The sequence below is a fragment of the Actinomadura sp. 6K520 genome (genome assembly GCF_004349245.1).
Taxonomy (GTDB): Bacteria; Actinomycetota; Actinomycetes; order Streptosporangiales; family Streptosporangiaceae; genus Spirillospora.
On sequence record NZ_SMLC01000016.1, the window covers coordinates 1 to 12,490 of the forward strand.

At 70.4% G+C, this 12,490-nt stretch carries 10 protein-coding genes and 1 pseudogene; 3 read left to right on the forward strand and 8 right to left on the reverse strand.

Annotation, left to right across the window (positions count from 1 at the left end):
• A pseudogene (locus tag E1289_RS38890) lies at window positions 1-254 on the forward strand (hypothetical protein); the annotation flags it as partial.
• A 177-nt stretch (window positions 255-431) separates the two neighbouring features.
• Here the strand turns inward: E1289_RS38890 and E1289_RS06730 are convergent.
• A complete protein-coding gene (locus E1289_RS06730; protein ID WP_131976414.1) occupies window positions 432-629 on the reverse strand; it encodes a hypothetical protein in 198 nt (65 codons plus the stop codon).
• Window positions 630-1,021: 392 nt separating this feature from the next.
• On the opposite strand from E1289_RS06730, the gene E1289_RS06735 reads away from it, so the two are divergent.
• On the forward strand, window positions 1,022-1,387 hold the full coding sequence (locus tag E1289_RS06735) for a hypothetical protein (RefSeq protein WP_131976416.1): 366 nt from the start codon (window positions 1,022-1,024) through the stop codon (window positions 1,385-1,387).
• 111 nt (window positions 1,388-1,498) lie between these two features.
• Here the strand turns inward: E1289_RS06735 and E1289_RS06740 are convergent, their stop codons facing one another.
• The 4 genes from E1289_RS06740 to E1289_RS06755 form a co-directional block, all read right to left on the reverse strand.
• Window positions 1,499-2,686, reverse strand: coding sequence for a globin domain-containing protein (locus E1289_RS06740; protein WP_131976418.1), 1,188 nt, complete (start codon window positions 2,684-2,686; stop codon window positions 1,499-1,501).
• Window positions 2,686-3,144 carry an Rrf2 family transcriptional regulator gene (locus E1289_RS06745; RefSeq protein ID WP_131976420.1) on the reverse strand — a complete coding sequence of 153 codons (459 nt, stop codon included), beginning with the start codon at window positions 3,142-3,144 and terminating at the stop codon, window positions 2,686-2,688. Before E1289_RS06745 ends, E1289_RS06740 begins: the two co-directional genes overlap by 1 nt.
• Before the next feature lie 268 nt (window positions 3,145-3,412).
• Window positions 3,413-5,554 (reverse strand): serine/threonine-protein kinase, encoded by a 2,142-nt coding sequence (locus E1289_RS06750; RefSeq protein ID WP_131976422.1) that lies wholly within the window; start codon window positions 5,552-5,554, stop codon window positions 3,413-3,415.
• Complete coding sequence (locus tag E1289_RS06755) at window positions 5,551-7,632, reverse strand: serine/threonine-protein kinase (RefSeq protein ID WP_165970376.1); 2,082 nt, start codon at window positions 7,630-7,632, stop codon at window positions 5,551-5,553. Before E1289_RS06755 ends, E1289_RS06750 begins: the two co-directional genes overlap by 4 nt.
• A 341-nt stretch (window positions 7,633-7,973) precedes the next feature.
• Here E1289_RS06755 and E1289_RS06760 point away from each other — a divergent pair, with 341 nt between their 5' ends.
• Window positions 7,974-8,987: a glycoside hydrolase family 6 protein gene (locus tag E1289_RS06760; protein WP_243712661.1), complete on the forward strand. Its 1,014-nt coding sequence runs from the start codon at window positions 7,974-7,976 to the stop codon at window positions 8,985-8,987.
• Between the two features lie 181 nt (window positions 8,988-9,168).
• On the opposite strand, the gene E1289_RS06765 is transcribed toward E1289_RS06760, so the two are convergent.
• The 3 genes from E1289_RS06765 to E1289_RS06775 all read right to left on the reverse strand — a co-directional run bounded on the left by E1289_RS06765 (window position 9,169) and on the right by E1289_RS06775 (window position 12,118).
• Window positions 9,169-10,077: an alpha/beta hydrolase gene (locus E1289_RS06765; RefSeq protein WP_131976428.1), complete on the reverse strand. Its 909-nt coding sequence runs from the start codon at window positions 10,075-10,077 to the stop codon at window positions 9,169-9,171.
• 41 nt (window positions 10,078-10,118) lie between these two features.
• Complete coding sequence (locus tag E1289_RS06770) at window positions 10,119-10,751, reverse strand: TetR/AcrR family transcriptional regulator (RefSeq protein WP_131976430.1); 633 nt, start codon at window positions 10,749-10,751, stop codon at window positions 10,119-10,121.
• A gap of 482 nt (window positions 10,752-11,233) precedes the next feature.
• Entirely contained in the window at window positions 11,234-12,118 is an 885-nt protein-coding gene (locus E1289_RS06775) for a bile acid:sodium symporter family protein (RefSeq protein WP_131976432.1), read from the reverse strand.
• Between the last annotated feature and the right edge of the window lie 372 nt (window positions 12,119-12,490).

A 12,490-nucleotide genomic window follows, 5' to 3' on the forward strand; every position in this document is an offset into this window, starting at 1 on the left:
CCCACATCGGCGCGCTGCGCGGCATCATCCACGCCGCCACCGTCGCCTCCACCGCATTCGGCCCCATCCTCCTGGCCCTGGGCCACGACCTGGCCGGCTCTTACACACCACCACTCATGCTCTCCGCGGCCCTCCCGGCACTGATCGGACTCCTCGTGACCCTCGTGCGGCCCCCGCGATTCCCGGCGGACGAAGAATGCGAAAGGGCACCGGGGCCGGACCGCGAGCCCCGGAAAAGCGGACATCCAAACTGAAGCGACTGCGGCCGTCACCGTCCCTCGGCTCAGCCGGGGAACGACACCGCGCCGAACGCGATAGGAACACGGTCGCTCCCCGTTGGGCTCACCGAGCGTCATCCGGCGTTCGGCCAATGGTTCCGGTTCGCGGACTGGGCAGGTACTTCAGCCCGGACGGGCTCTCCACCGGCGCGATCAGCCAATCGTGGCAAGCTCCAGCCGGCGGTGAACGTCCAGAATCTCCGCCAGCGGCAACCGCAGGACGACCACCCATGGCGGGGACGCCCCCATGCGGCAACTCTCGGCGTACACGCGAAGCTCGTCCATCCGGAGCCGGTGCGCCTCCACCCGGTGCTCCGCACCGCCGACCATCCGAAACCTGTAGAGGGGCATCCGACCTCCGAAGTCTCTACCCTACTCTAACGTTAGTGTAGAGTACGGTCATACGGTACCTCAGACTTCCGCGCCGACCAGGCGCATTTCGGATCGGCGATCGAGAGGAGGGATATTGGCGGTCTATCGCATCTACCTGGTTGACGGCGCACGCCAAGAACTCCTGGCGGACCGATGCAGGCGCACCGGGGCGCGCTACGTCTTCGAACGCGAGAACGCGTCCCGGGAGTTGGCGGGTCGTCCATGAAGTGGACGTGGCGGATGTCGCCCAACTCCAGGACGGGGTCGCCGTCGCTGACGACCGGTCACCCTCCTGACGAGTCCCGCATCTCCACTCTCACCTCACGTAAAATTAGGTCGAAGCCGCTGATGCCGAGTGAAAGAGACGGACCGTGCCGCGAAACATCGCCTGCCCGCACTGCGGTGAGGAGGAGAACCTCGTCGGCCGACCTGGACCGGACGGCATTCAGATCGTCTGTGAGGCGTGTGGCGCCTCGTTCCCCCGCGACGCGGCGGTGACCTGCGCCACCTGCGGCGGCGGCGACCTGATCCAGCGCCCCCGCGCCCTCACCCAGTACTCGCGGGGCACCCAGCTGTCCGTCACCAGCTGGAACAAGGCCCTCCTCTGCAACACCTGCGACGCCGCCATGGTCGCCCGCTCCAGCGAAGGCAAGCCCATCCCGCCGCACTACCAGCCCGCCGCCGCCTTCAGACGCGACCCCGAATCACCGGACGACACCCAGATCCTTCCCCGCTGACCCGGCCCCTCAGCGGACGGAACCACTCGTTGCGCACGACCGCAGAACTTGGGCTGGTGCCGATGTAGCGGCGCCGTTGGCTTGCAGTTCTTCGCGCCGTGTTTCGCTGGGTCAGCGGATCCAGAGGTCGGGGCCGAACACTTCGTAGCGGATGCGCTCGTCGGAGACGCCTGCGTCGTGCAGGCCCCGCCGGATCTTCCGCATGAACGGCAGCGAGCCGCACATGAACACGCGGGCCTTGTCCGGCAGCGGCAGTTCGGCCACGTCGATCCAGCCGGGCCGGACGTCCGCTGAGAGTTCGCCGGGCTCTTCGTACCAGGTCAGTTGCCGGAAATCGGTCATCCGGCCGCCCGCGGCGGCGATCTGCTCGCGCAGCGCGTGGGTGCGCGGGCTCCGGTCGGCGTGGACGGCGAGGACGGGGCGGTCCGGGTCCGCGGCCGCCAGGTGGTCGATCATCGCGGCGGCCGGGGTGATGCCGATGCCGGCGCTGATCAGGACGAGCGGGTCCTCGTCGTCGTCCAGGAAGACGTCGCCGAACGGCCGGGAGAGCTGGAGTTGCTCTCCGACCGGGACGTGGTCGAAGAGGTGGTTGGAGACGGCGCCGTCCGGCGCCTGGTCGCCGCGGACCCGGCGGACCGTGATCTGCGCGGTGTCGCCCGCCGCCCGCGACAGCGTGTACTGGCGGGGCTGGCGCAGCCCGTCCGGCAGTGTCACGGCGACGGAGACGTACTGGCCGGGGCGGTGTGTGGGGATCGTGCCGCCGTCGGCGGGCACCAGTACGAACGAGACGACGTCGTCGGCCTCGTGACGCCGTTCCACGACCCGCCACGGCCGGTACGGCGCCGCCGGGTCGCACGCGGCGTCCCGGTAGAGTCTGGCCTCCTCGGCGATCAGCAGCGTCGCGAACAGCCAGTACACCTCCGACCAGGCCGCGTGCACCTGCGGGGTCACCGCGTCGCCGAGCACGTCGGCCACCGCGTCCAGGAGGTGCCGCCCGACGATCGTGTACTGCTCGGGGCGGATGCCGAGTGAGGCGTGCTTGTGCGCGATCCGTGACAGCATCTGCTGGAACGGCGTGGCGGAGTCGGGGGAGACCAGGTGCGCGGCGAACGCGGCGACCGAGCCGGCGAGCGCCTGGCGTTGCTCGCCGTTCGCCTGGTTGCCCTGGTTGAACAGGTGCCGCAGCTCCGGATGCGCGGCGAACATGGCGGAGTAGAACCGGCCGGTGATCTCGATACCGTGGGCGCCGACGGCGGGCAGCGTGGTGCGCACGATGTCGGCGTGGTCGGAGGAGAGCATCAGGAGCCTTCCGGTGGGGGAGACGCCGCCGGGCTCGGCAGCGCCAGGGAGAGCAGGACCGGTTCGGGGGGCCCGGTCACCAGCTCTTGGAGCCGTACTTGGTTCAGCGAGGCGAGGAACGCCTCCTGCGCCGTCCGCAGCGCACTGCGCAGGCGGCACCCGTCGCGGAGCGGGCACGGCGGGCGGTCGCAGTCGACGGCCTCGGCGGGGCCCTCCAGCACCCGGACGATCTCGCCCACGGAACGCTCGAGCACTCCGTCGCCGAGGACGACTCCGCCGCCCCGGCCCCGGGACGTCCGGACGAGACCGTGCCCGCGGAGCCGCTGCACGATCTTCGCCATGTGCTGGGGGGCGACGTGCAGACGTTCGGCCAGGTCGGCGGCGGATCTGCGCTGGTCGCGGGCTCCGAGCAGCATCAGCACCCGCAGGGCCAGATCGGTGGACTGAGTCAAGTACACGGCTTGATCATAGTTAAATCGGAGTTCAGAATTCCGATTCAATGATGTGGTGATCACCACTGTGCCCAGCCGTCCTGGCGCGCCGGACACAGGCGCCGGCCACGGTGACGCACCTGTGCGAGCCGGCCGGACTGAGCATCACCGTCACACGCGACCGCATCCTCCGTCCCGGCGAAACCGGCACCCTCGCCCCCGCCGGGCAGGCGGCGTGAGGCTGATCGAATCGACTCACCGCGGAAGCAGTTCTCGGACTGGGGCCGTCATCGGCTCAGCCGAGGTGAAAGGCGAGCAGCGCGCCGCCGTGCGCGGCGGCGAGAATGGGTCCCTTGGTGCTGAATTCCCATTGCTTGGTGGAGACAGGGGTTTTCATGGGGTAGTTCCAGATGATCTGCCCGGTCTCGGCGTCCCAGGCGTAGAGCCCCGAGCCCGTGGTGCCTGCCACGCCGGTGCAGATCAGCCCGCCGGCGGCGACCAGCGGGGCGGTGTTGGACACGGGGGTGTCGGCGGACCAGAGACGCCGGCCAGTGCGGGCATCGAGGGCGACGAGTCGTGGGCTGTCCAAGATGTAGGCGTATGGTCCGTTGACTAGGAAGTTTCGTGTCCGGCCGTCAGGTGAGGTCGGCGTATAGGTCCACCGCTGCCGGCCGGTGGACGGGTCCAGGGCGTAGATGGTCGGCCCGTTCAAATAGACCAGTCCATTGGCCACGGTCACGTTGAGCGAGAGCGCGTCCTCGTCGTCGGAGTCCCGTGCGGTGTTGGGGAGGTCGGCGCTCCAGACCTTCCGGCCGGTGGCGGCCGACAGTGCGTCGAGAGTGGTACGAGAGGAACCGGCGAAGATCAGGTCACCGTCGCGCGGCATCACGAGCATTGTCTTGCGCGGCCTGGACCACCGGACCGCGCCCGTCGTGATGTCGAGCGCGAGGTGTCGGCTCTCGCCTTCCTCCTTGATCGCCCCGGCAAGGAGGGTGCGGCCTTGGATGCCGTAGAGAACGGTGTACGACGCCTGCGGCCACTCGCGGATCCAGAGCCGGCGGCCGGTGGCCGGGTTCAGGCCGGTGATCGTTCGATCCCCGCTGAGGGCCAGCAGGCCGTTGGCCGGCCCCATCAGCTCCGGGTACCGATACTCCGCCGGTGGGTCGTAGGTCCACTTGACCGTCTGGGAGTCGTCCATGGCGACGACCGCGCCGCCGGAGCCGGCCATCGTGTAGATGAGCGTCGGTCCGGCGGCCAACCGGCCGGCTTCGGACCAGATCTGCCGTCCGGTGGCCAGCGAGTAGCCGCGGAACTCGTCCTCGAAGACCCTGCGGGCGACCGAGATGATCGATCGTGAGCGGACCACGAGGGCGATGTCGTCCACCTCTTTGATCGCGGTTCGCCACAGCAACTTCGGCGGGGCGAGCCGGTGTCCCCTCTCGCCCTGGGTCGCGGCCAGTGCCGCGGCGGTTCCGCCGCCGATGGCGGCGAGTCCGGCGGCGGCGGCCCCGCCGACCAGCAGCCGACGCCGGGTGCGGGCCCTGGCGAGCGTGCGCAGATCCAGGACGAGGGTGTCCTCCCGCCGCCGCAGCTCCTCGCCCATGTCGCCGGGGAGCCAGCCCGGCGCGGCCGGCTCGGCGGCCAGCAGCGCCGGCAGCAGCGTCGCGGGCGGACGCCGGTCGGGATCCCGGCTGAGGCAGGCGGTCACGAGCTGAGCCAGGGACGCCGGTACGCCCCGCAGATCGGGTTCTTCGTGCAGGGTCCGATGGATGATCGCGGGGACGGTGCCCTTGCCGAACGGCGGGCGGCCGGTGGCGGCGAAGGCCAGCACGGCACCGTAGGCGAACACGTCGGCGGCCGGGGTGAGGGGCGTTCCGTGGATCTGCTCGGGGGACATGTAGCCGGGGGACCCGATGAACTGTCCCTCCGCGGTGAGTGTGGCGGTGCCGGCGGCCTTGCTGATGCCGAAGTCGATGACCTTGGGGCCGTCCTTGGCGAGCAGGATGTTGGCCGGTTTGAGGTCGCGGTGCAGCAGGCCCGCCTCGTGGATCGCGATCAGGGCCTCGCCCAGCCCGGCGCCGAGGGTGCGCAGCAGCGGCTCGGGCATGGGCCCGTACCGTTCGATCGTCTCCTTCAGGCTGAGGCCGTTGACGTACGCGATCGCCAGCCACGGGACGGTGCCGTCGGGTTCGGCCTCGACGACCGGGCTGGTGAACGCGCCGCTGACCTTCCGGGCGGCCTCGACCTCGCCTCGGAACCTGGCGCGGAAATCATGGTCTCCGGCGAGTTCGGGCCGCACGACCTTGATGGCCACCGCCCGTCCCGCCGGGGACGCGCCCAGGTAGACCACCCCCATGCCGCCCTCGCCCAGGCGCCGCAGCAGGCGGTACCGTCCGATGCGATCGGGATCGCCGGGCTCCAGTGCCGCCGCCGTCATCGGCCCGCCTCGAACCGGTAGAGCCGCTTGTGGTCGGTCGCGAAGACCGACGAACCGGACACCGCGACCTCCCAGCCGCGCTGCGTGTCCGCCGGCCCCCAGTGCGCCCAGAGTGCTCGGCCGTCGGTCCCGGTGACGAGAAAGCCCTGGGACGGGCCTGCCGGGGCGTTGAAGGCGGCCGCGACGAGAGCGCCGGTCGCCGCGATGTGTCCCCCTTCGCCGGCGAACGGTTCCGGACCGGCCAGCGTCCACCGGGCGGCGCCGGTCGCCTGGTCGTAGGCCCGAAGAACCTCTTTCTTGAAGATCACGTTGGCGCCCGCGGGGACGACGGTGTCGAATTGCCGGTCGGTGTCCCGCGACCACACGGGCCTCCCGGTCGCGGTGTCGACCGCCTGGAGGGTGTCGCCGAAGTTGCCGAACACCCGCCCGCCTGCGACCGCGATGTCCAGGCTCGCCCCGTCCCGGGCGCCGCCGCTCTCGGGCCAGGTGCGGACCCAGCGTTCGCGGCCCGTGACGGGGTCGAGGGCGGCGAGCGAGGGGTCGGTACTGAGGTAGACGCTGGTCTGGTCGACGGCCCCGGAAGTCAACCCTTGATCGGAGAGGTGCCACCGGATCTCGCCGCTGGTCAGGTCCAGCGCCCAGACGTCCCCTGGCGAACGCACGACGACCGTGTCGCCGACCACGCCGAGGACGGACGAGGAGGTGACGCCGAGCGGCCTGGGAAGGTTCGTGGTCCTGCCGGTCCGGGCGTCGACCAACGTGATCGTCTGATCCTCGAAGTCGCCGACCACGCCGCCGAGGGCGACGAACGTCGGTCCGTGGGCGACGTTGCCCGAATACTCGGCGTTGGCCTTGTCCTTCGTCCACAGTTGCCGTCCCGAGTCGGCGGCCACCCCGTACATCTCCTGTTCGCCGCCCCACAGCACGACACCGTCCGCCACCAGCACCGTCGACGTCCCGCTGATGGGCCGAGTCGGGGTGAACGTCCACGCGGGCGGGGGCGCCGCGGCGAGCGCGGTTCCTCGGGGAGCAGGCCTGGCGGGCTTGGAGTTCCCCCGGGTCAGCGTCCAGCCCGTCGCCCCGGCGCCGATGCCGACCATGGCGACCGCGGTGGCCAGACCCAGGATCCGGCGGCGTCCGACCTTGGCCGTCTCCGCGTCATCGACCCGCGGTGGCGGTGGGGGCGGTGTGACCGGCTCCGCCGAGACCCTGCTCGCCTCGGCTTCCCTGGCCGCCACCTCCTGGCGCAGCGCGGGTGAGTTCAGCGCCCGCGGGTCGACCGGGGTGAGCGCGGCGAGCACGGATTCCAGCGCGGGGCGTCCGGCCGGCTCTTTGACCAGGCAGGCGGCCAGCAGTTCACGCAGTGACGCGGGCACGCCGTCGAGGCTTGGCTCTTCGTACATGACCTCGTAGAGCACCGTGGCCGGGTCCCGCTCGCCGAACGGCCTGGTGCCCGTGGCCGCGTAGACCAGCACGCCCGCCAGCGAGAACACGTCCGCCGCGGGCCCGGCGTCCTTGCTTTCGGTGATCTGCTCGGGAGCCATGTAGGCCGCCGTGCCCATCATGGCGCCGGTGCCGGTGAGCTGCGTGGCGTCGGTGACCTTGGCGATCCCGAAGTCGATGATCTTGGGGCCGTCCTCGGCCAGCAGGATGTTGCCGGGCTTGAGATCGCGGTGCACCAGGCCGACCCCGTGGATCGCCTGCAGCGCCTCCGCCAGTCCCGCGCCCAGCGCCCGGACCGCGGACTCGGGCAGCGTTCCGGTGCTCGCCAGGGCCTCGTCCAGCGTGGGTGCGGGGACGTAGCCGGCGGCGAACCAGGGCTGTGGCGCGTCGGCGTCGGAGTCCAGCACCGGGGCCGTATATAGCCCACTCACCTTGCTGGCCGCCGCGACTTCGCGGCGAAACCGCTCCCGGAAGGCCGCACCGTCGGCGAACTCCGGCCGGATGACCTTGAGCGCGGCCAGCCGGGCGCCCGGCGAGCGGGCCAGATAGACGACCCCCATCCCGCCCGAACCGAGCCGGGCGAGGATTCGGTACGGCCCGACCCATACAGGATCCCCCGCCTGAAGTGACCGCACGTCCGCCTCCACCTCGAATGAACATGTGAATCCATCCAACCAAGGAGGACGCACACTCGCAGGCATGGTTCCACAAGTGATCACCCGCACGCCCACCGCCCGAGAGCACCGACGGGTCCCTTTGCAGCGGCTCACAATGGCGGCGAGACGCTCAGCGGCTGGCCGGAGATGGAAAGCGTGAAAAGGCTCTTGACCAGGATTTATGCACGTCGGTAGTTTCCCGGGAAATGGCCAGAAGAAGTGCATTGAACACGTCCGCTGCCCCATGCCCCGCCGAGATATGACCGAAGAACCCGCGGACGGCAACCCCCGCCATGACACCGGACGACGAAGGAACCCCCGTGCTACCCGCTCTCCGTAGATGGACCATCACCACCGTCGCCGCGTTCACCGCGTCGACGGCCGCGCTGACCGGCGCCTACGTCACCGGACAGCAACCGCAGGCCGCCAAGGTCGGCGCCGTCTCCTACGCCGCACCCGCGGCCAAGGCGATCGCCGCGGCCAACCTGTACGTCGACCCGAACTCCAACCCGGCGGCCTGGGTGGCCGCCAACCCCGGCGACCCGCGGGCCGCGCGCATCAAGGCGGCCATCGCCGACCGGCCGATCGCACGCTGGTTCGGCAACTGGAACAGCGACATCACCGCGGCGGTGTCCCGCTACGTCGGCAGCGCCGAGCAGGCCGGCGCAACACCGATGCTGGTGGCCTACAACGTCCCGGGCCGTGACTGCGGCAGCCACTCCGGCGGCGGTGCGGGCAGCCCGGAGGCATACCGCACCTGGATCGGGCAGTTCGCCACGGCCATCGGCAGCCGCCAGGCGATCGTTGTGGTGGAGCCCGACGCGGTCGCCCAACTCGACTGCCTGCCGAACGACACCGAGCGGCAGACCCGGCTCGACCTGCTGAGATACGGTGTGCAGCAGCTCAAGCAGAAGGCGCCGAACGCCTGGGTCTACCTGGACGCCGCCAACGCCAACTGGATTCCCGCCGGGACCATGGCCCAGCGTCTGCAGGCGGCCGGGATCGCGGACGCACGCGGCTTCTCGGTCAACGTGTCGAACTACTACACCACCGAACAGTCGGTCACCTACGCCAACGCCGTCAACGCCGGGCTCCCCGGCGGCAAGACCTTCGTGGTCGACACCAGCCGCAACGGCAACGGCTCCAACGGTGAGTGGTGCAACCCGGCCGGACGCAGGCTCGGCACCCCGCCCCGCGAGGGAGCCGACGCTGAACTGGAACTGTGGGTCAAGGTCCCCGGCGACTCTGACGGCGACTGCGGGATCGGTGCCGGGATCCCCGCCGGACAGTTCAGCCCTGACCTGGCCATCCGCCTGATAGACGGCACCCGGTAACCGCTCGCGCGCGTGCCATACCGGTGAGCCCTCGGCCTGGCTTCGGCCGAGGGCTCACTGCTCACTTGACCGTCAGCATGACGGATTTCCTCTTCAACCCGCTGAATGTGAGGGCCGGCGTGACCAGTTCCTGCTCGACACCGCTCCCGAAAGCGGTGGCCATGGCAGTGCGGCTGGAGCGTCAGGCGGCTGTCCGGGAAGCGAGATGCTGGAGGAAGAACTCGGTCATGAGAGCGAGCGTGTTCTTGAACTCCTGGTTGTAGACGACGAAGTGGCCGCCGGGCAGGGTGACGAGCCGCTTGGGGTGCAGGGCCCGTTCGTAGGCGGCGAAGGCCAGGTCGCTGTGAGTGAGGATGTCGTGCTGGGCGACGACGAGCATGAGCGGTGTAGGGGAGATGCGGGCGATATAGTCGCCCGGCTCGTAGCCGGCGATCGCCTCCACCGACCGGAGCGTGACCTCGTTGCGCCACGTCGCCAGGCGCTCCGGCTCGATCGTCTGGTACCACTCGTAGGTTTCCCGGTCGGCCATCGCGGCGGGCTCCCCGGGGGTAGCGGTGATGAGGGGGATCATCGCCGGCGCCTCGCCGTTGAACCGGGCGAGCCGGTCGGCGTCGAAGCTCTTGCGTACCTCGGCGAGGGCCTCGCTGGGAATGAACCGCGACAGGGTCGTCCCGCCGCTGATGACCGGCACCTGCGAGTAGACGGCCTTGACCCGCCGGTCGACGGCCCCGACGACGAGCACGTGCCCGCCCGAGAAACTCGACCCGAACACCCCGATGCGCTCGGCGTCCACCTCGGGACGCGTGCACAGGAAGGTGATGGCGTCCCGGTAGCCCTGGATCTGCGTCCAGGGATCGACCTCCTGGCGCGGCTCGCCGTCGCTCGCGCCGAACGAGGCATGGTCGTACAGGACGACCGCCAGCCCGGCCGCGGCGAGTGCTTCGGCGATGTCGTCGGTGTACTGCTCCTTGACCGCCCCGAGTCCATGGGTGACGACCACCGCCGGGTGCGGGCCAGAGCTGCCCTCGGGGGTGTAGAGCCATCCGCGGAGGGTCGTCCCGGCCGAGACGAACTCGATGTCCTGGCGCATTTGCGGGTCCTTTCGCTGGTGCGGCGGGTGTACGCCGCGGCCTATGACGGGCCGGGGGAGTCACCGGGGGTGAAGGCGCCGCTGAGGGCAGCGGCGTGCGCGGCCGCGGCGGCGATCTCGGCGACCTCGTCGTCCACCGGCCCGCGGGCGACGAGCAGGCGATAGTAGATGGGAGCGCCGACGGCGCTGATGACCGCGATGCCGTCCGTCCCCGGCGGTAGTTCACCGCGTCCTATTGCCCGCTCGACGATCCGGGACGCGAGGCGGTTGCGCTCGGCGATCACCGTTGCCCAGGCGGTGGATGCCTCGGGGGACCGGACGGCGGCGGCCACGACGCCCTCGACGAGCGCCCGCGCTCTGGGCTGCCGGTACAGGGCGGCGATCTCCAGCGCGAGCGCCCGGAGGTCGCCCTTGAACGAGCCGGTGTCCGGTATCGGGATCTCGCTCCTGCCCAGTTCGCCCAGCAGGTCGACGACGAGTCCCTCGACCGTCCGCCAGCGCCGGTACAGCGTGGCCAGATGCACGCCCGAACGCTCGGCCACCTTCTCCATGGTGAGTCCGGCGTACCCGGCGGCCTCCAGTTCCTCCTGGGCCGCGGCCAACACCGCCGCACGGGTGCGCGCAGTTCGGCCGCCGGGCCGCGCGGCCCCCGCCGCGCGCGGCTCCACGTCCATGTGGCACCCCTCTCCGTGGACCACGCCCAGAGTAACGCGAAGTTCTTCGCATTAATAGCCCCGTTGGCGGTGGAACTGGAAGAGCGCACGCCCGCTGCCCCTGCTCGGCCGTCGTCCGCAACGTCGACGGCCCAACGGACGGTTCGAGTTCGATGGCGATCCCACGCAAAACCTGCGGGCCGGCGCGTGGACGGCTCCATCCGCCCTCGCCGTCATCACGCGTCCGTCGGTCGGCTGCGCGAGGATGTCGTTCTGATTCCTCGTGCGGCGTTGGCGCACCCTAGGTCCCAGCGGCGCCGCAGATAGGCGCCCTAGGCGTCGAGTTCCTTGGTGCGCTGGCCGGTCCCGGGTGTGGACCAAGAGGTCGTCGCGGCCGCTCGCGGGCGACCGGCGGACGGCGTCACGACTCAATCCCGACTCGCGGCGCGTCGCTGGCGGTCGCGGGCCGCGACCCGTTCCCGCCTGGCCCGCAGTGCGAGTAGCTAGGTGTGAGCCCCCGTCTCCTGCCGGCTTGGGGTGTTGGTGCGGGTGATGGCGAAGCCGAAGGCGGTGGCGAGTACGTACATGACGATGCTGTAGACCGCGGCGGGGATGGCGACTGCCGTGCTGTCCAGAACGCTGAGAGCGATGGTCAGCGCAACGGTCGTGTTGTGGATGCCGACCTCCATGGAGGTGGCGATCGCCTGCTCTCGGCGGAGCCGGAACAGCCGCGCTCCGGTGTAGCCGAGAGTGAGGCTGGCCAGGCAGAACAGCGTAACCAGGAGCCCGACATCGCGGACGTAGTCCACTATGTTCTCCCGCTCGCCGAGGATGGCGCCCAGGGAGACCGCGACCAGCACCACGATCGAGAAGATCCGCACCGGCCGGTCGGCACGCGCGGCGAAGGCGTCCGACCGCCGGCGCACCAGCATGCCGACGCCGACCGGCACGAGGACGATGGCGACGACCTGCATCACCTTGCCGAACTGGAGACCGAGCGTGCCTTCGGCGTCGAAGAAACCGATCGCCAGATTGGTGATCAGCGGGATGCTGACCGCGGCGAGCACCGAGTTGATCGCGGTGAGCGTCACGTTCAGCGCGACGTCACCGCGGAACAGGTGGCTGAAGAGATTGGCCGTCGTGCCGCCCGGTGAGGCGGCCAGGAGCATCACGCCCACCGCGACCAGCGGATCGACATCGAAGGCCTGGACCAGGCCGAAGGCCACCAGCGGCAGCACGAACATCTGCAGGCCGAGCGCGACGGCCACCGCCTTCGGGCTGCGGGCCACCCGCCGGAAGTCGCCGGGCGTCAGGGAGAGCCCGAGCCCGAACATGATGATGGCCAGCGCCACCGGCAGCCCGACGGTGATCAGTGCTGAGTCGTTCACGGTATTCCTTCATGGTCGGTGCTCCCGGGGGCGATAGATCTTTCGGACCGGGAGCGGTCGCCGTCCTCGGTGCTGCGCTTTGGGCGGGCATTACGCGGTTGCCGGCGGTCGCGGGCGTCTCGTAGGGGTTGTCCACTGACCAGAGATGGCAGCGGGGGCGGAGGGGTCCGGGGGACGGTCGGTTGCGTCCGTCGTTGCTGGTAGTGAACAGGGATCTCGCGGTGGAGTATCGGCTTTAACTACCGCAGTGCGGGGTGATTTGTCCACGACGCGGGTCGCTCGTGGCAGTTTGCAGCCGGCGAGCCTGCTGCGGGCGTGGCCGAGGACTGCGCCGATATCCCGTTCCGCTATGGCGGAGAACTCCAGGACGGC